13 protein-coding genes and 6 pseudogenes are annotated in these 19,924 nt (G+C 36.6%); 4 read left to right on the top strand and 15 right to left on the bottom strand.

Translation table 11 applies throughout. The features are described from left to right. Window positions 1–4 precede the first annotated feature (4 nt). Window positions 5–1,175: pseudogene (gene fadA, locus ARADI_RS09965) on the top strand (acetyl-CoA C-acyltransferase FadA). 71 nt (window positions 1,176–1,246) lie between these two features. Here the strand turns inward: fadA and fre are convergent. The 3 genes from fre to pepE all read right to left on the bottom strand — a co-directional run bounded on the left by fre (window position 1,247) and on the right by pepE (window position 4,274). Beyond that, on the bottom strand, window positions 1,247–1,948 hold the full coding sequence (gene fre, locus ARADI_RS09960; protein ID WP_119711944.1) for an NAD(P)H-flavin reductase: 702 nt from the start codon (window positions 1,946–1,948) through the stop codon (window positions 1,247–1,249). A 10-nt stretch (window positions 1,949–1,958) separates the two neighbouring features. Next, window positions 1,959–3,431 carry a 4-hydroxy-3-polyprenylbenzoate decarboxylase gene (gene ubiD / locus ARADI_RS09955; protein WP_119711943.1) on the bottom strand — a complete coding sequence of 491 codons (1,473 nt, stop codon included), beginning with the start codon at window positions 3,429–3,431 and terminating at the stop codon, window positions 1,959–1,961. Window positions 3,432–3,548: 117 nt separating this feature from the next. After that, window positions 3,549–4,274, bottom strand: a complete 726-nt coding sequence (gene pepE, locus ARADI_RS09950) for a dipeptidase PepE (protein ID WP_119711942.1) — start codon at window positions 4,272–4,274, stop codon at window positions 3,549–3,551. Between the two features lie 221 nt (window positions 4,275–4,495). On the opposite strand from pepE, the pseudogene rfaH reads away from it, so the two are divergent. Next, window positions 4,496–4,885: pseudogene (gene rfaH / locus ARADI_RS09945) on the top strand (transcription/translation regulatory transformer protein RfaH). A gap of 51 nt (window positions 4,886–4,936) precedes the next feature. Here the strand turns inward: rfaH and tatC are convergent. The 9 genes and pseudogenes from tatC to udp all read right to left on the bottom strand — a co-directional run bounded on the left by tatC (window position 4,937) and on the right by udp (window position 12,898). Further along, window positions 4,937–5,701 carry a Sec-independent protein translocase subunit TatC gene (gene tatC, locus ARADI_RS09940; protein WP_119711941.1) on the bottom strand — a complete coding sequence of 255 codons (765 nt, stop codon included), beginning with the start codon at window positions 5,699–5,701 and terminating at the stop codon, window positions 4,937–4,939. A gap of 3 nt (window positions 5,702–5,704) precedes the next feature. Further along, complete coding sequence (gene tatB / locus ARADI_RS09935; RefSeq protein ID WP_119711940.1) at window positions 5,705–6,241, bottom strand: Sec-independent protein translocase protein TatB; 537 nt, start codon at window positions 6,239–6,241, stop codon at window positions 5,705–5,707. 15 nt (window positions 6,242–6,256) lie between these two features. Continuing rightward, window positions 6,257–6,541: a twin-arginine translocase TatA/TatE family subunit gene (gene tatA / locus ARADI_RS09930; RefSeq protein WP_119711939.1), complete on the bottom strand. Its 285-nt coding sequence runs from the start codon at window positions 6,539–6,541 to the stop codon at window positions 6,257–6,259. Between the two features lie 111 nt (window positions 6,542–6,652). Next, complete coding sequence (gene ubiB / locus ARADI_RS09925) at window positions 6,653–8,290, bottom strand: ubiquinone biosynthesis regulatory protein kinase UbiB (protein ID WP_119711938.1); 1,638 nt, start codon at window positions 8,288–8,290, stop codon at window positions 6,653–6,655. Continuing rightward, window positions 8,271–8,960 carry a ubiquinone biosynthesis accessory factor UbiJ gene (locus tag ARADI_RS09920; RefSeq protein WP_369407000.1) on the bottom strand — a complete coding sequence of 230 codons (690 nt, stop codon included), beginning with the start codon at window positions 8,958–8,960 and terminating at the stop codon, window positions 8,271–8,273. Before ARADI_RS09920 ends, ubiB begins: the two co-directional genes overlap by 20 nt. Further along, window positions 8,932–9,687: a bifunctional demethylmenaquinone methyltransferase/2-methoxy-6-polyprenyl-1,4-benzoquinol methylase UbiE gene (gene ubiE, locus ARADI_RS09915; RefSeq protein WP_119711936.1), complete on the bottom strand. Its 756-nt coding sequence runs from the start codon at window positions 9,685–9,687 to the stop codon at window positions 8,932–8,934. The genes ARADI_RS09920 and ubiE overlap by 29 nt, the downstream gene beginning before the upstream one ends. 88 nt (window positions 9,688–9,775) lie before the next feature. Continuing rightward, window positions 9,776–11,113, bottom strand: coding sequence for a DNA recombination protein RmuC (gene rmuC, locus ARADI_RS09910; protein WP_238149357.1), 1,338 nt, complete (start codon window positions 11,111–11,113; stop codon window positions 9,776–9,778). A gap of 117 nt (window positions 11,114–11,230) precedes the next feature. Next, a pseudogene (locus ARADI_RS09905) lies at window positions 11,231–11,759 on the bottom strand (DedA family protein). Between the two features lie 379 nt (window positions 11,760–12,138). After that, window positions 12,139–12,898 (bottom strand): annotated as a pseudogene (gene udp, locus ARADI_RS09900) (uridine phosphorylase). A 352-nt stretch (window positions 12,899–13,250) separates the two neighbouring features. Here udp and ARADI_RS09895 point away from each other — a divergent pair. After that, window positions 13,251–13,643: a YidB family protein gene (locus tag ARADI_RS09895; protein ID WP_119711935.1), complete on the top strand. Its 393-nt coding sequence runs from the start codon at window positions 13,251–13,253 to the stop codon at window positions 13,641–13,643. Window positions 13,644–13,730: 87 nt separating this feature from the next. Here the strand turns inward: ARADI_RS09895 and ARADI_RS09890 are convergent. From ARADI_RS09890 to ARADI_RS09880, 3 genes and pseudogenes are all read right to left on the bottom strand, one after another. Next, window positions 13,731–14,578 (bottom strand): annotated as a pseudogene (locus ARADI_RS09890) (EamA family transporter). A gap of 18 nt (window positions 14,579–14,596) precedes the next feature. Next, window positions 14,597–16,246: a Na+/H+ antiporter gene (locus tag ARADI_RS09885; protein WP_119711934.1), complete on the bottom strand. Its 1,650-nt coding sequence runs from the start codon at window positions 16,244–16,246 to the stop codon at window positions 14,597–14,599. A gap of 248 nt (window positions 16,247–16,494) precedes the next feature. Further along, a pseudogene (locus tag ARADI_RS09880) lies at window positions 16,495–17,793 on the bottom strand (NCS2 family permease). Window positions 17,794–19,509: 1,716 nt separating this feature from the next. On the opposite strand from ARADI_RS09880, the gene ARADI_RS09875 reads away from it, so the two are divergent. Continuing rightward, entirely contained in the window at window positions 19,510–19,671 is a 162-nt protein-coding gene (locus tag ARADI_RS09875; RefSeq protein WP_182853185.1) for a hypothetical protein, read from the top strand. Window positions 19,672–19,924: the final 253 nt, after the last annotated feature.

Raw genomic sequence — 19,924 nt, 5'->3', positions numbered from 1 at the left:
GATCATGGAAAATGTTGTAATTATAGATAGCATACGCACCCCAATGGGGCGCTCGAAAGATGGGGATTTCGCCAGGTCAGAGCAGAAGAGTTATCCGCCCATTTAATGACGCAATTACTAAGCCGTAATCCTGCCCTCAATAACAATAAAAATGATATTGACGATATTATCTGGGGGTGTGTAAAAAAAAACCTTAGAGCAAGGATTTAATATTGCTCGTAATGCTGCGATGTTAACAGATATTCCCCATACTGTACCCGCCGTAACGGTTAATCGGCTGTGCGGTTCTTCTATGCAAGCATTACATGATGCCGCCCGATTTATTATGTCAGGTGATGCCAATGTTGTGTTTGTCGGTGGTGTCGAACATATGGGACATGTTCCTATGACCGACGGTATCGATATCAATCGTAAACTTGCTATTCATATTTCTACCGCTTCAGCTGCAATGGGATTAACCGCCGAGATTCTCGCCAGACAAAATCAAATCAGTCGCTCTGAACAAGATGAATTTGCTTTACGTTCTCACCAAAAGGCAGCTGAGGCAACTCATCATGGATGGTTTAATAATGAAATTGTAGCAACTGCCGGCCATGATATTGACGGTAATCTGGTTGCCATCAAGCAAGATGAAGTGATTCGATTTGATGCAAATTTAGCCAGCCTGACGGCTTTACCTCCGGTCTTTGATCCTATCTCAGGCTCAGTTACCGCAGGAAATTCATCGGCGCTATCAAATGGAGTATCTGCTATACTTGTTACTAGTGAAAAATATACTAAAACACAGGAATTGAGAGTAAGAGCTAAAATTCGATCAATGTTCGTTATTGGTTGCTATCCCACCATTATAGGGTATGGATCTATTCCTGCAACTAAAATTGCAATACAACGTGCTAATTTAACTCTAAAATATAGATGTTTTTGAAATTAACGAAGCTTTTGCTGCACAAGCTCTAACTTGTTTAAAAGATTTATAGCTTATCGATAAGATGGAAGAAAAAGTTAACCTGCACGGTGGTGCGATTGCCTTAGGTCACCCTTTAGGGTGTTCTGGTGCACGGATCATCACTTCTTTACTAAATATTATGGAACGGAAAGATGCTCAGTTTGGTTTAGCTGCTATGTGTATTGGTTTTTGGCAAGGCATCGCTACACTTGTTGAGCGGATTAAATAACTAGTCTACGTTTTATGGTATGTTGTTGCTATTTTCCCGCCCAGAAGGGCGGTTTTTTTTTGTTATTATATTTAGATAAACTCGAACGCATCGCCATAAAAATATTCAGGGCTGATTCCTCTTTCACTACAAAAACGTTCCCTCGCGATTTTTGCCATTTCAAAACGCCCGGCAATGTAAATTTCATACTTTACAAGAGAACCAAAGTCATCCAGTACAGCACTCAAAACCGTACCTGTCCGCCCTCGCCAATCTGATTCAGGTTGTTCAACAACAGGAATAATTTTTATGTTGCAATATTGCTCTGAAAGAGACTGCAATTCACACAAATCATATAGGTGTTCTAATCTTCGTCCTCCCCAATAGAAGGTAATATATCTGTCAGGGTTTTCTTCCAATGCAGCATATAAAATAGAGCGAGTATAAGAAAATCCTGTTCCCCCGGCGATAAGAATTATTGATTTTTTACTTCCCTGGCGAAACCAAGCTTTACCATGAGGAATATCAATATTGATACTATTTTGCGCAAAAATACGCTCCATCACCGCCATGGCATAAAGATTAAACTCTGACGCACCAATATGAAGCTCAATTAGTTTTTTTTCTGAAGGAATTGAAGCCAAAGAAAATGGACGCTTATCACGCTCATCCATAATGACCATTAAATATTGACCGGCACGAAAGAAAAATTGACCATCAGGTAATAAGCAAACGCGATAGACCGTATCAGTGATAGATTCTATAGAAACTACCTTACAACTTAATGTCGACATTCACATCCTCTCATAATTTAAAAATATCCAATTCATGCCAAATGTCATCTATCCGTTTTTTTATTTTTTCTGTCATAACAATTGGACGACCCCACTCTCGTTGTGTTTCACCCGGCCATTTATTGGTTGCATCAAGTCCCATTTTTGAACCTAAACCTGAGATAGGTGACGCAAAATCAAGATAATCGATCGGGGTATTTTCCATCATAACGGTATCTCGTGCTGGATCCATTCTGGTTGTTATTGCCCAGATAACATCATTCCAGTCACGTGCATTAATATCTTCATCACAGACAATGACAAATTTTGTATACATAAATTGCCGTAAATAAGACCAAACCCCCATCATAACGCGCTTAGCATGCCCAGCATATTGTTTCTTTATTGTTACCACGGCAAGCCGATAAGAGCAGCCCTCAGGAGGTAAATAAAAATCAACAATTTCTGGAAACTGTTTTTGTAATATAGGGACTAAAACCTCATTTAGTGCAGCACCCAAAACGGCTGGCTCATCAGGTGGCCGGCCGGTGTAAGTTGAATGATAAATAGCATCACTACGTTGAGTAATATGCTTAACGGTAAATACCGGAAATTTATCAACTTCATTATAATAACCAGTGTGATCACCATAAGGCCCTTCCGGTGCAAATTCTTCAGGATCAATATAGCCTTCCAGAATAATTTCTGCACCCGCGGGTACCTCAAGCTCATTAGATATACATTTTACAACCGTTGAACGGTGTCCGCGTAATAATCCCGCAAATGCATATTCAGAAAGCGTATCTGGAATATGTGTCACCGCGGCTAGAATAGTAGCAGGATCAGCCCCCAAAGCTACTGCGACAGGAAAAGGTTTAGCTGGATATTTTTTACACCATTCTTGAAAATCTAATGCCCCACCCCGGTGAGATAACCAACGCATAATCAACTTATTTTTAGTTAATAGTTGTTGCCGATAGATACCTAAATTTTGCCGTGTCTTATGAGGCCCTCGAGTAACCGTCAACCCCCATGTTATAAGTGGTGCGACATCTTCTGGCCAACAATGCATTATGGGAATACGAAATAGATCAACATCATCACCTTGCCAAATCTGTTCTTGACAAACTGCCGACTTTAACCTTTTGGATGGCATATTAAGAACTTGCTTAAATTTTGGTAACTTGTCGATTAAATCAGCGAATCCCTTAGGTGGATCCGGCTCTTTAAGAAACGCCAATAATTTGCCAACTTCATGCAATGCTTGGATATTTTCTTGCCCCATCCCCATCACAACGCGTTCAACGGTCCCAAATAAATTACACAGAACTGGCATAGAAAAACCTTTAGGGTTTTCAAATAACAGTGCAGGCCCACCGGCCCGCAGAGTTCTATCTGCTATTTCTGTCATTTCTAAATAAGGATCGACTTCATAGCTGATACGCTTCAGTTCTTTTTTTTGTTCTAATAATGATATGAAATCTCTCAGATCACGGTATTTCATTATATATTTTTTACTTTTTAATTTGCTGGAGCTTCATTATAAATTGTTCCATGCAAGTTACCAATAAAGTTTCAATCTGTTCAGATTAGTGAATATTTTAAATTAATTACAATGCAATTAAATACATTGATAAGGGACCCATTTTTTTAATATTTTTGTATCAAATTGCTCTGGAAAATGTTGGTTATACTGAAAAATCTTAAATTCTTCATTTTTGCCACTAAAATAATGTAGTTCATTATCTTTAATTTGTAAGCCACTCCCTTCACGTAAAGCAATAACAATTTCATGGAGATTGATCACACAAAACTCAACAATACGATCATCTCGAGTTTCTCCTATATGTCCATTAATATAACTATCAATATAGTGCGGATTAATTTGTATTGGAAATAGCCCTAAGGAAGGCATTACAACTACATTAGTTACAGGCATATCATTGGTGGTTCTTATACTAGGAGTGGCAACATTGTATCCTGCACTCCAGCCAATATAGGGAATATTACGTTCAAAAACAGCACGTTGAATAGCTACGATCAATCCATTTTCATGCAGGCATTTATTTAGCCGCCAAGTATTTCCTCCACTAACTAAAATACACTCTGCTGACTCAATCGCCTCTACAGTCGACTTAAAGTGTTCAATTGAAACCACTTCAATACCTAATGATTGACTAAGCTCAGCTGCACGTTGATTATGATCGCCGCGTAAGACAGCATAAGGGGTTAATACTGTTTTGCGGATCTGACGACGTTGAAACATCTCATTTAAACGTGATGTTGCATAATTTCGCCATTGAGAATTAGTGATTAATCGACCATTGCTAAGAAGAAAAATATCCATCTATCCCTACCTTTTATTAGATCATCATATAAAACTATATTAATCGAATTATAAAGAATTAATCATGCTGGTTCTGGCGACATATCTTAATAATTTATAATTTGATATAATGATAAAGTGTAATTTTATTTTTGAGCCATAACATGGAAAATTAGTATCTTCTTTACTGTAAACGCGAGCAAATAGAGCGAGCAATAGAAAATCTAAAAAGATAGCATGTTATCTGCTTAACGCCAGAAGCTCAAATACAAAAAATGGCGCGAGGAAAACGCGTCACAATTACTGAAGCATTATTTCCAAACTACCTTTTCATTAAATTTAATCCTGAAGAAATCCATACCACCACAACGATACGTTCAACTAGAGGGGTTAGCCATTTTATTTGATTTGGCCTCTACCCTGTGATCGTACCAGATAATATTATTAATGAACTAAAATCCGCATCTAAACAAGAAATTGTGGCACCAAAGACGCTAGTATCAGGTGATACTATCATCATTACTGAAGGTATTTTTGAAGGCCTAAAAGCAATTTATTCAGAGCCTGATAGTGAAAATCGTTCAGTTATTCTTCTTAATATCCTTAATCAAAATGTAGCTAAGCCTAAATAGATAATAAAACAATTTAAGAAAAGTGATTGATTGTAATCAAAAAATAGCGTTTTATTCTATTATTTCATTCGAATTTTTATCATCTGCTGCTTTGCAGCCCTTACCAACATAAAATCGTGACAACAACAAGCCCAATTCAAATAATAAATACATTGGTACCGCCAATAGGGTCTGAGAAAATACATCTGGTGGTGTCAAAAATATACCTACAATAAAAGCACCCACAATAATATAAGGACGCTTACGTTTTAAAGAATCTGGCGTCGTAACGCCTGTCCAACAAAGTAGAATAATGGCAACTGGAACTTCAAACGCCGCGCCAAAAGCCATAAAAAGTGTCATGACAAAGCTGAGATATTTACTAATATCAGGAATGAAAGTCACACTTTCTGGTGTGGTTTTTACAAAAAAACCAAATGCTAAAGGAAAAACAACAAAATAGGCAAAAAGCATCCCTAGATAAAAAAGTACACTACTGGAGACCAGTAAAGGCAACATTAAGCGCCGCTCATGCTTATAAAGGGCAGGAGCGATAAAAGCCCATAACTGATATAAGATCACTGGAATAGAAATAAATACCGCCACCATAAACGTCAGTTTAATCGGGGTAAAAAAAGTTGATGCCACATCAGTCGCACTCATGCGAGAACCGACGGGGAGCTGTTCAATCAACGGTGCAGCAACCAAATGGTAGATATCATTGGAAAAACAGACCAGAGCTAGAAAAACCACTGCAACTGTAAATAAGCTATAAAGAATGCGTCTACGTAATTCAATTAAATGACTAATAAATGGTTGAGGATCATCAATAGACATAGACTAATTTTCACCGTTAGTTTGATCAGAGCACTTTTTTACTTTCTCTGGAGGAGATTTGAGCGTATTTTTACTTTTAGTAGGACTATGTGACGAGGTTACCAACTTATCAGTCTGTGCTGACTGAGATTGTTTATTGGTTGTTATCAGCATTTCTTCATCTATTTTAGCTGTGCTATTTTCATCAAGATCGCTAGTAAATGCTTTTACTTTAGCCAATTCTTCTTCGATACGACTGTTCGCTGATTGATAATTTTTCTTTAATAGCTTAGTAGATTCTCTCAATTCTTCCATCGATTGTTTAAGTTCCGGTGAAAGCATTTGTAATTGTGCTTTTTCTTCTGCCTTCCTCAAGGTTTCCTGCAATTCCTGCAATTTTAATTCTTGTGAGAGTTCATGTTGAACGTTAGCAGCCAATGAGCGCAACACACATATCCAACCGGCAACCGTTTTGACGGCTATCGGCAAACGCTTTGGGCCAAGAACCACCAGGCCAATAATCATAACCAATAATAGTTCACTAAAACCAATATCAAGCACGGTTTATACTACTCTTTATTTTTTACTTTCAGCCGTTTCTTTTGTCTGACTTATTGTTGTTTTCTCAGTAATATTTTTAGATTCAAAATTAGCATCAGTATGCTGTTTTTCTGCTTTGTTACTATCATCAGTTTTACTGTGATCATCGCTCATTGCTTTTTTAAAGTTTTTTAATGACTCCCCTAAATCTGAACCGAGTGAGCGTAACTTCTTAGTACCAAAAATTAAAACAACCAGTAAAGCAATAATAAGAAGCTGACCGGGACTACCAAATGTAGCCATAGCAATTGTTGTTCCCATTGATATATACCTCTACAAAATTAGGTTCAACCATGTATAACCATATTATATACAACTAACTTTATCTAAGAAACATGTAGAGCCTAAGATAAATGTGTTTAAATATAAATTTTAGCCAATTTTACCTGTTTGATACCATCCTATAGCCCATGAAATTATACCGAAAGATATAAACCCAATAGCAGCAATTTTTGAATCAAAAATCTGCAATAAAGTACTACATAACAAGCAAGTTGCTCCAATTCCTAATAAATATTGACCTTGTCTTTGCTTTACTTGTCGCCCTTGTAGCTGGACTGTGAATTTATCAATACTATCTTGTAAATATTTATGCTGTTTAAGCGCTTCGTAAATAAGATCGGGAATTTCTGGCATTTTTTCTGCCCAATAAGGTGCTTTTTCCTTAAACGCTCTAATAATCGCAGCTAAACCCATTTGTCGATGTAGCCAATCTTCAAGAAAAGGTTTAGCTGTTTTCCATAAATCTAGTTGAGGATAAAGCTGCCTTCCCAATCCTTCAATATAGAGCAAGGTCTTTTGAAGTAATACTAATTGGGGCTGAAACTCGATATTAAAACGACGGGCGGTATTGAATAAATTGAATAAAACATGACCAAAAGAAATTTCAGCTAGCGGTTTCTCAAAAATTGGCTCACACACGGTTCGAATGGCAAATTCAAAATCTTCTACATTAGTATCTGGTGGTACCCATCCCGAATCAACATGTAATTCAGCTACCTTACGGTAATCACGATTAAAAAAGGCAATAAAATTTTCTGCCAAATAACGTTTATCTTCTTTATTTAGCGAACCGACGATACCGCAATCAATACCAATATATTGCGGATCTTCGGGATGTTCTCGACTAATAAAAATATTACCAGGATGCATATCAGCATGGAAAAAGCTATCGCGAAAAACTTGGGTAAAAAAGACTTTTACTCCGCGTTCAGCTAATAACTTCATATTAATTCCATGTTTCTTTAACGCGTTAATATCAGAAACGGGAATACCATAAATACGCTCCACAACCATCACATTTTCCCGACAGTAGTCTGAATAGACTTCAGGAATATAAAGCATGGAGCTATTTTCAAAATTACGCCTTAATTGGAGAGTATTCGCCGCCTCACGCAACAAATTTAATTCATCAATTAATGTTTTTTCATACTCTCGAACAATTTCTCGTGGACGTAAACGGCGTCCATCCGCGAAAAGAGGGAGCCAATTAGCCAGCCGATACATCAAGCCTATATCAGCTTTAATAACCGGCAATATATCTGGGCGAATAACCTTAATTACAATTTGTTTATTATTTTGTTTTAATTTCGCAGTATGTACTTGAGCAATCGATGCCGAGGCTAAGGGCACCTCATCAAAATCATCAAACCAGGTTTCAAGTAAACCACCTAATGACTGTTCTATATGTTGGCGAGCCAATCGGCCATCAAAACTAGCCACTTTATCTTGTAATAATGCTAACTGATCAGAAATTATGGTTGGAAAAAGATCGCGACGGGTAGATAACATCTGACCAAACTTAATCCAAACCGGGCCTAAATCTTGTAGAGATAAACGTAAGCGTTCTCCAAGAGTTTTGTTTTTATGCTTATTTGATAACCAAAAAAAACAACGGCGTCCAATCCTTAAGGGTAAAGTAAATTTAATTTTGGGAACGAGTTCATCTAAACCATAATTTAGAAATACTCGAACGATAAAATAGAGACGTTTAATTTCTCCCGGTCTCATATTTTTCCTCCAATTTAGCTAAACGCTGTTCCAGTGTTGAAATATCTGCCACCACCTTCTCAACCTTATCAGCAAAACTTAGCACTTCCAATGTATTAGGCAACATTCGCCATTCTTCCACCAATACATGTTTAAACTGTTTTTTTTGTTGCTTTAACAACCTATTTATTCCAACTATACCTTTTTTAACCCAACAACTCACCCCTTCGGCAACAACATCACCGACATAAGGAGCAAGATAATGAGCAGGATCCCATTCAGTCGCATCAAGTAATGCAGACCAATGCTGCACAACTTGCATATCACCCTCGATAACAACCCTACCGTCGTTGATCAGAGTTGAAAGTTGCTGTTTATCTTTAAGATGTCCTAAGGTCACTAACGCGGTTTTTATCACGCAATCTGCCGGTGTTGGCCACTGGTTTACTACATCAACTCGTTGCTCAGAGAATATAAATATCAACGGTTGAAATAATTCTTTTAAATCAATCGCCAACACTTTGCCAACCAACCTTACTCTGGCTGATTTCAACGCCACTTCCTGATAAAAAAATCTATTCAACATAAGCTGTAAAAGGGAAGCAATTCCGGCATGCAATAGCGAGATTTTTAAATAGCTTTTGGTTAACGGGGTATCCATCTTAAAATTTGAACCCTCTATGTAGGGCAACAATTCCACCGCTCATATTGGTATAAGAAACTTGTTCAAAACCGACTAACTCCATCATTGCTTTTAAAGTATCCTGATCCGGATGCATGCGAATAGATTCAGCCAGATAGCGATAGCTATCGGCATCTTTGACTATCATTTGACCAACTCGTGGTAAAATATGAAAAGAGTATGCATCATAAGCTTTAGTTAATGCTGAAAAAATGGGTTTTGAAAATTCTAATACTAATAAACGACCACCAGGTTTTAACACTCTAAACATTGATTTAAGCGCTTTATCTTTATCAGTAACATTGCGCAGGCCAAAAGAAATACTTATACAATCGAAGTAGTTATCAGGAAAAGGCAGTTCTTCAGCATTAGCCTGAACATAATTAACATTACCAACAATACCGCGATCGCGGAGCTTTTCGCGCCCCATTTTCAGCATAGAATCATTAATATCAGCCAGAATAACCTCACCTTTTTCGCCAACTATTTTGGCAAATTTAGCCGTCAAGCCTCCGGTGCCACCAGCGAGATCTAAAATATGTTGTCCACGGCGTGCGCCACTGGCTTCTATCGTAAAACGTTTCCAGATTCGATGGATCCCTAATGACATCAGATCGTTCATAAGATCATATTTCGCAGCCACCGAATGAAAAACAGCAGCAACCAAATCCGCTTTTTCATCCTTGGCTACTTTGCGAAAGCCAAAATCAGTGCTTTCTTTAATTGGATCTACCATAATTTGCACTCATTTAATCATTAAAATAATCGAAATTGTAATCATGTTTGTTGTAAGATCTTATTTACGATCTAACGATTCTTCTTAATTATGATTTAACAGTTTGTTTGCTAAATTCAATATCAATCGGGCGTTTAACTTCTATTCCTAATTCTTTTAAACTTTCCGCCTGACTAATTAAATTACCTTTTCCTTCCGCTAATTTTTTGATCGCCGATTGATAATTCACCTGTGCTTTGTTCAAGCTCTGACCTAACACCTGTATATCATCGACAAATAACCGCATTTTGTCATACATTCTAGAAGCACGTTCGGCAATTACTTGCGCATTTTGGCTTTGTCGTTCATAACGCCACAAATTATTAATTGTACGAACTGCCACCAATAAAGTTGAAGGACAAACGAGTAAAACATTATTCCTCAAACCTTCGTCAATAAGTTCAGGTGCTTCGCGTAAAGCAATCAAATAAGCCGGTTCGAGTGGAATAAACATTAATACATAATCCAGCGATCTTAACCCATTTAATTGGTGATAATCTTTTCGGCCAAGCCCTTTTATATGATTGCGTACTGAATTAACATGCCCTCGTAATGCCGTTGCCCGCTGTTGCTCATCTTCGCTATTAAAATAGTGCTCATAAGCTGTCAATGACATTTTGGCGTCAATAACAACATCTTTACCCTGTGGCAGACGAATAATCACATCAGGTTGATAACGACTATTGGAGGTATTAATACTGACTTGAGTTTCAAATTCATGCCCCTGCCTTAGCCCAGAAGCTTCCAATATGCGAGAAAGAATTGTCTCACCCCAATTTCCCTGAATTTTATTATCCCCTTTTAGGGCTTTAGTCAGATTAATCGTTTCTTTTGCCATTTCTGCATTTAATTGCTGAAGCTGACGAATTTCATGAGCTAGAGTATGGCGCTCACGCGCTTCTTGACTAAAACTCTCATGTACCTGACGGCGAAAACCGTCTAATTGTTCGCGGAAAGGAGTTAATAGTGCCATTAAACTTTGACGGTTCTGCTCAAAAGCTCGACGTTCATTTTGTTCAAAAATACGATTGGCTAAATTCTCAAATTGAATATTTAACCGCTGCTCACTATTGAGTAACAGCCGCTGCTTCTCTTCAAAAGCCAGCCGTGTCTCTTCAAGCCGTGTCATTACTTCACGTAGTTCAACTTCTTGATTACGATTAATTTCCCTTTGTGACCTTAATTCTTGATCACGGAGATCACACTCAATTTTCCAATATTCAAGATGGGTGATTTTTTCCTCATAGCTAGCTTGGATACTGTAAAAATCTCGCAATTTAGACTCTTTTTTATTCATTTTTTGCGCGATAATTAGCCAGATTAAACTGCCACCGAAGAGTGTACCGGTAAGAAAGCCAATAATTGCATATAATAACTGAATATCCACTTTGGTTTCCTTAAAATAGTCTTTATTTTATAAAGTAACTTAGTGGTATACTGTATAAATGTCCAAAATAAATTTTGCTTATTTTGCTCAGTAAATAGCACCAGGTTGAAAACTATTTTACCCCATCCACTGAGCAAGCCAAGATAAACCAAATGCCCCCGGCGCTAAAATAGCAAGTGCCCAGACCATAGCAGAAAGTAAATTAGCGAGCTGAAAATAATATTTAGGCATAGCACAAATGCCTGATACTAAGGGAATAACTGCCCTTAAGGGACCAAAAAAACGGCCGATAAAACACTCCAAACTCCCCAATGTTCAAAAAAAGATGACCTCGATCGAGCGCTTCAGGACGACGGGAAATTAGCCACATATGACGTACACTATTCTTATAATGAAAACCAAACCAATAAGATAACCAATCTCCCTAAAAAGCACCACAGGCAGCAGCTAACCATATTGGTAAAAAAGGAAGCCCATTATCACCAATTAATGCGCCTAAACCAAGCAAAATCAATGTCGCAGGGAGTAATAATGAAATGAAGGCTAACGATTCGCCAAACGCTAATATAAAAACAATAAAGATAGCTAATATTTGATGGTCACGAGCAAATTCGATAATAACATTAATAATCTCTGACAATATCAACTTATTATTCCTATTTCAGTTAAACATTCGTTATTATTCGGTCAATAATGTAAATTATTGTCAGATTAAAATATAATAATTGGGCAAATTTAACTTATAGAATGTTAAATTTACGTTATTTTATTCTATGCTATTATCCGGCTATTAACATTCATTAGTTTACTAAAAAATACCAAATAACAAAAATTATCCGTCAATTTATCAAAATAAAAATTACTGAATACATTCGATAAAAAATAAAACGAGAATTACTTAAGACAAATAAAAACAGCGATTAAATATAAAAGATATAAAAAATAAATTTATCTCTATTTTCATAAAAATAACCATTAATTATCCTCGTTTTATCGAAAAAATTAGCCAAACCTACAGCACTTATTTAATTCAATAACCAGCGAGCGGTATCAACAACGATCCCTAAAACATTTCCTTCTGTTTGGTGTAATAATGTTTCATTTGGCGTTTCTTGTTGTGTTCGGTTAACAATCACGCCGGCTATCATACCTGCTGATAATCCCTGGCTTGCACACATAGTAAGTAAGGTAGCCGACTCCATTTCATAATTAATCACGCCCATCTTTTGCTACTCTTCCATCGATCCACGAAAATGACGGACAACGCACCCACTATAGGTATCATAACGTTCCTGACCAAGATAAAAAGTATCCGAAGAGGCAATGATACCAACATGGGTTGTGAACCCTGCTGCTTTAGCTGCATCATAAAGCGCATTGGTACAATTAAAATCAGCTACCACAGGATATTCTAAAGGCGCAAAATGTAAGCTAGCACCATCTAGACGTACTGCGCCTGTGGTAATAAGTACATCACCGACATTGAGATGTTTTTGAATTGCACCGGTAGTACCGGATACGAAAAAAAGTACGTATGCTTAATTGTGCTAATTCTTCAACGGCAATAGAAATTGAGGGGCCACCAATACCAGTTGAACAAATAATAATCGACTTACCATTAAGTTCAGCACGCCATGTGGTAAATTCACGTAACGAAGCCAGATATACCGGGTTATCCATTAATTTGGCAATTCTTTCGACCCGATTTGGATCGCCAGGCACAATAGCAAGCGTTGCGCCTTGTAAGTCATTTTTAATTAATCCCAAGTGAAAAACATCAGACATAATTACACCATACTGTATTTTTAATTTATTTAATCCATTAATTTAATAATAAAATGATCACTTTTTAATGATAGGGATCATTTAAAACAATAATGAAAAGCTACTTTTACATAAAAATATGATCAAATTATTTATGCTAGCTTGATCATATCGAATTTTTAATAAATAAAAATCACTTGATTAATTAAAAAGATCCGATAAATCTTTTTAGGCTTTTATTGTATTTTTAGCTTATCACTCACTATTATTAAGGTATGACTAGCAAAAATTTTAATAATTTCTAACCTTGTTGAATTTAAAGGTTGGAAGGTATCAATCGTTTAACCAATTTTTATGTTGCAAGGGGGCTATCATGGGATTTTTAGATCAACTTACCGATATGGTTGGTGGTGAAAAATTTAATCAATATAAAAATATTTTAAGTTGGATTGAAACACAAGGTGGCATTAGGGGCTTAATTAATAAATTTGAGCAACAAGGATTTGGTGGGATTATTCAATCCTGGATAGGCTCAGAGGAGAACTTACCCATAAGTATGGAGCAAATTAGCTCAATATTTGGTACAAGTAATATTTCTGCCTTAACCAGTAAAGTCGGTTTAAATTCAGAACAAACGTCTTCCTTAATCGCAGAGTATTTGCCTAAATTAGTTAATACAACAACCCCAGATGGTAAAATACCAAAAAAATTAGATTTAACGTTAATTGGCCTTAAACTACTAAAAGATAAATTTTTTGGTAGTTAATCATTATTGCCCATCCCTGTTACGATGGGCAAATTTCGTTTAATTAGCAGCAACCATTTTCGTCACTCTGGATCCAATGGTTAGCATTCAATCTATCTTGCTTAAAGTTGATCGATAGAGCCAATGCCGATGTACCCAAAGAGATAACAACAGTAGACTGCTACCTAAAATAAAGCTAAGCCAATCTGGATGCTGTTGCCAGACAACAAAGTTGACCAATAATCCGGCTGGCACCAACATCTTATTCATAATAGCCAAGGTACCAGCATCTACCTGCGTCCCACCATAATTCCACATAAAGTAGCCAATACCGGAAGCGCCGACTCCCAACCAAATTAAAACACCCCACTGTATTTTTGTGATGAGTAATTTACTAACATCACCAAATATCATCCAACCGAATAATGCTACAGTACAGGCTCCGATATAGAACAAAGAAAAGGCTTGCCGCTGTGGAATTGGATAAACTTCCATCATTCTTTTGTAACCCACTTGGCCAATTGCACATAAAGTAAACCTAGCCAAAAAGATCCGCTCAAATGATCATAACGAATGATAGCAGCTCCAATCACAGCCAGCATTGCACTCAACAAATATCCCCAGAGTAGATGCTACCTTTCCAATAGATCATAAAATAACGTTATATAAAGCGAGGTTAACACTGTAAAGAGTAAAAATTCAACTACGCTAAGATAGTTATATACCTGAAAAACAAATAGATACATGATGCCTAACTGAAAAGCACCGACTAGCATATAAAGTAAAATAATTTTCAACGACAATCCACGCCAACGTAGAAAAGGTAAAAAAACCATTGCCGCCAGAGTAACCCGGACTAAAACGGCAAACCAACTATCAACTTGGCCTGCTAAATATTCACCGATTAAACTAAAAGACGCTGCCCACAGCAGCGTCGTAATAACTAACAATCCCATGGTCTGTCTCTTAGTAGATTAATGCTCTTTATCAATCAACAAAGCTTCCATCAAATCAAGATCTAATAATAGTGTTCGCATGGTTTCATTACTGATCTCTTTCGTTGCACGTAAGTGATATAACTCTGCCCGTTCGGCTCGTAACGCCGTTAAACGAAAACGACGTTCTAAATCTTCTATTAACAAATTATGCTCTATTTCATCCTGACCGGCGGTTCTACGACGCAGATAACTAGTAACACGGGACGCAACTTCATTAATAACGTCAGGATCTAGCGCTTCTTGAGCATCGGCCGAAAGGCGCTCTTCCATTTTATTTAAGCTCACAATAGCCACTTCCGCCATCGCCGCTTTTGCCATTCGCATCTCATTAATATCTGCCAGTTTGTCACCCACTTTAAAGTTATGCAATAAAAGCGGCAAAGCAAGCACGCCAATAAAAATCGATAGCATAATAACCCCTGCGGCAATAAAAACTAACTGATAGCGAGCGGGGAAAGGAGTACCATCGGTAAGAAATAGCGGTATGGAAAGGACACCCGCCAAGGTGATCGCTCCACGTACTCCGGCAAATGACGCTAACCACAATTCACGATAAGTATAAGAAGCAAATTGTAACGGCCGTTTTTTTAATAACAGCCGACTAAATCTCTTCATCAACCATAACCAAGTAAATCTTAACAATAATAAAGCGGTATAAATAATGAAAACGGCGACAAATAGCATCCAAGTTTCAACACTGGGATCAAGCTCGGCTTGAATAACAGAGGTTTTCCATATACCTGGTAACTGTAAGCCAAGCATGATAAAAACTAAGCCATTAAACACAAACTCCAGCATCGACCAAACATTATCCGATCTTAATCGCATGGCTAGTGGTGCATTGCGAATAACACCAGCTTTACTGATGGTCATGCCCGACGCAACAGCCGATAAAATACCGGAAAAACCAATATGTTCAGCAATAAGATATGCAGCAAAAGGTAATAATAACATTAAGATCATCTGGGTTGCCGGATCATCACCACTCCAGCGACTCATAATGCGCAGTGATTTGCTATAAATCCAAGTCACTGCAATGCCTATCAATAAACCACCGACAGCAACTTTAAAAAATTCAAGGGTGACACCAGATACAGTAAAGATCATAGTTCCCATAGCAATGGCGACAGCAAATTTTAGTGCCACCAAGCCGGAGGCATCATTCATCAGCGCTTCACCCTCTAACACACTCATCATCCGCTTCGGTATTCGACCTCGACCGACAATTGAGGAGAGTGCCACCGCATCAGTAGGAGAAAGAACTGCCGCCAATGCAAAAGCCGCAATAAGCGGGATACCTTTTAACAGCAAATAGATCACATAACCTATTCCAACTACCGTTACCAAAACTAAGCCTAAAACTAGGATAAAAATTTCACGTCCATTTTGAAAAAATTCACGTGTTGGAGTTTTCCAACCATCAACAAATAATAGCGGCGGAATCAGCAGAACCAGAAAAAGCTCTGGATCAAAATCAACATGTAAACCAAAATGCGGCCACGCTAACAATGCTCCTATCGCAATTTGCATAATAGGCAACGGTATACGAAACGGAATAACTTTTGTAATAACGCCAGATACTGAAACCACCAAAATCAAAATGAGAATGGTAAAAAATATTTCCATATTATCCTTACTGATAAGTCTGAGTTATAAGCCGAGCAAAGTATTATGCTTAACAGATATTGATATAAAATAAGACTGTGCTATAGAAAAAAAGAACTAACCGTCATAAAACTACTATAGTTCGCCATATTCTATCCTTAACAGCAAACTATCAGTGACAATATTTTTCACTTTAAGATTAATCGTATCAGTTAACTTTATATTCCATTTTACGTTGGAATTAACATCAACTCTATAAACTTCAATAGCTAAGCGACTAATATTATTGCGATCAGAACGATACCAATATTTAATTTACGCCACTCTCCCGGCACAAATGCGAATCACTAAGCCAGTAAACCAACCATGATACCGGTGACAATATTGCAGGTTAAGACAATGAATACCGCACACAGTAAACCGGAAACGGCATCAATGAAGTCATTAAAATCCAGTTGTGCAACATTACTCAGCATTAACAAACCAACATACATCAATGCTGGGGCCGTTACATAAGACGGTACTAAATAAGATAAAGGGGACAAAAATAAAATTAACAAAAATAGCAAGCCAACAACTACCGCAGTTAATCCTGTTTTGCCGCCTGCAGCGGTAACCGCTGCCGATTCAATGTAAACTGCTGCTGGCGAAGCGCCAATGACACCGGCAAAAATACTGCTAACTGAATCTGCGGTTAATGATTTACCACCATCAATAATTTGACCATTTTTGTCCAATAGTTGAGCTTGACCGGCTACTGCACGGATTGTTCCTGTGGCATCAAAAATAGCTGTCATAACCAAGGCAAATAAACTGGGTAAAATAACTGGCTGTAATGCGCCAACAATATCCATACTAAACAATAACGATAAACCGTCTTCACATAGGGTTGGTAATTTAAAGAAACCTTGGTATTTCACTTGCGGATCGAAAATTAAGCCAATAATAGAAAGCACAATGATCACCATTAATACTCCACCTGGCGTTTTTCTTCTTTCCAAACCAAAAATAACCGCCAAACCAATCAGTGACATGATCACAGTAAAAGAAGTAAATTGCCCAAGCGCAACCGGCAAACCGGCCTGCTCATTTTTTACCGCCAAACCAATACCATTAGCGGCTATCAAAAGCAAAAACAGCCCGATACCAATTCCTGTCCCCCGAGTAATCCCTTTTGGCATACTGCGTAGAATAAAACTACGTACACCAGTAATGAAAATAAAAGTAAATAAACCTCCCATTAAAAAAACCGCACCTAAAGCAACAGGAATGCTGACCTGCTGACTAAATGCGGTTAATGAAATAGCACAACCGATAGCCATCGGTAAATTAGCCCATAATCCCATCAATAATGAGCCAAATCCTGCTACCAGGCAGGTTGCAATAAAAACTACTGTGGGTGGGAAACCAGCTTGACCTAACATACCAGGTACTACAATAACAAAGTAAACCATGGCCAAAAATGTGGTGAGACCTGCAATAATCTCGCGACGAATTGTTGAGCCTCGTTGCTGTATTTTAAAAAAATGATTTAGTTTGCAATTCGAAGGAATTTGCCTAGCAGACATGTTGATCCTCTGTTTAGAAATTCAAGATAACTTTCAACTATGAAAGAAAACTATTGCGTCAAAAAAATAAGCCATTGCAATTATACGCAATCGTTTGGCTTGATAAAAAGAAAAAAAAAAAAGATTTTAGAGACGCAATTATCTGGTGATCCTAAGGAAATAATCAAGCATTTTTCACGACAAAGATGATTAGCGCCATTTTATTGTTATGAAAAACTAGGCAATTTTTCTGTTTATTTTTTATGATACGACAACAAAAAGTAGCATCCTATTGTAGATAATGATATTATTTTGCCGGGCAAATAGATTTTGTTGAATGAAATCAACAGTGAGTAATTAAAAAATATTATTTATCAATATAAAATGTGCTATATCAGGCTTCTATCCCAGCATAACTTTTTTCTACTGTTTAAAGATAAACGCCAGTCTATGCCTTCTATATTATGAAGTTATAGTGTAGTCGACAGACGGACTATCAAAATGTGCTGTACATCAATCCATCATCAGCGTCACTTACTGAGCACTGTAATGAGCTTGGTACTGTTGACCATTCCTTAAATAAAGTAAAACTGAACATTTGGGGAGAAATTTACAAATCATATTTTTTTATTTACATTTTTATTATTTTTAATTTTACAAAAAATAATTATAGTAATTTCATTATCAATTATATGCATTTTTATAAATCCAACTGAAAGACTCCAAATAGAATTAATTATATATGCTTACTCCACCTACCAGTTACACCACGACAAACACTAATTACTATACAAATTTACCCACTACATCTACCAGTAGAAATTTGACAGCAGAAGATCTGCTTATTGAAAGTTTAGGTGGGATTAATAATGCGGAAAACAGAAGGTGAGCACAAGAATTACTCGCTAGATATGCCTTTCCGCCAAACGGTCTCCATGGCCCATTAGAGTTTGCTAGGCATTACATTGAATGGGAGCAAACACCACCATGGACGGAGCAATATGAAATACCCTCCATTGAAACTCAGGTTTTAGATAAAGCCGGAAATTATCATACCTTATGTTATTTTGCTAATCACACTATCAACGCAGGCTGTGACGGTGAAGTTTATCAAGACCATGATGAAAATTATGCGATAAAAAAATATTACTGTCAACCTGACAGTAATATCGTTAGTATTAGTATTAGTATTAGTATTAGTATTAGTATTAGTATTAGTATTAGTATTAGTATTAGTATTAGTATTAGTATTAGTATTAGTATTAGTATTAGTATTAGTATTAGTATTAGTATTAGTATTAGTATTAGTATTAGTATTAGTATTAGTATTAGTATTAGTATTAGTATTAGTATTAGTATTAGTATTAGTATTAGTATTAGTATTAGTATTAGTATTAGTATTAGTATTAGTATTAGTATTAGTATTAGTATTAGTATTAGTATTAGTATTAGTATTAGTATTAGTATTAGTATTAGTATTAGTATTAGTATTAGTATTAGTGATATTAAATCAATTGAAAAATAGATCGCATTTTTTTGTCATTACTATGGTGAAAACACCGTCAAAATTTATCACGATGATGAGCAGAATTTATTTGTCAGGATGAAAAAGATTGCCGGGAAACCATTAAGTCAGGTTGATTCATTTCCAGCAGAAGCAATTGAAAAATTTAATCATATATTAACTAAGTTGACAGAAAAAATATTTTTCACTCAGACTTACAAAAAAATAACATTTTGTGGGATAGCGAAACAGGAGAATTCAACCCCATTGATTTTGGTAATGATCCTTGTAATCTATCCAAACTAAGTCAAGAAGATCTTTCTGATGCACTGCAAACTTATGCAAAAAATTGTATTGAATTTATCATGCAGAAAATTGAAACGCCGCCTCCCTGAACCAAATGTATTTTGGCCATGATAGCTAAAATTTGATTTAAAATATTATCAACCTGTTATTAACATTCTCCTCGTCTTAGCAGGGCTAGAATATTCAAAATATAACTTAGGCGACCAAAATGCCGTATATTTATTTACCAATAAACTAACTGTTTCATATTATGTTATGATTTTTTAAAATATTGATTAAATGTAAAATATTTATTTTTATTTCCGATACGAGTAAATTCCGCCAATTTTAAGGCAACAATGT

The organism is Arsenophonus endosymbiont of Aleurodicus floccissimus, from assembly GCF_900343025.1.
In the GTDB taxonomy this organism is placed as follows: domain Bacteria; phylum Pseudomonadota; class Gammaproteobacteria; order Enterobacterales; family Enterobacteriaceae; genus Arsenophonus.
This window is presented reverse-complemented; position numbering and strand designations above follow the sequence as displayed.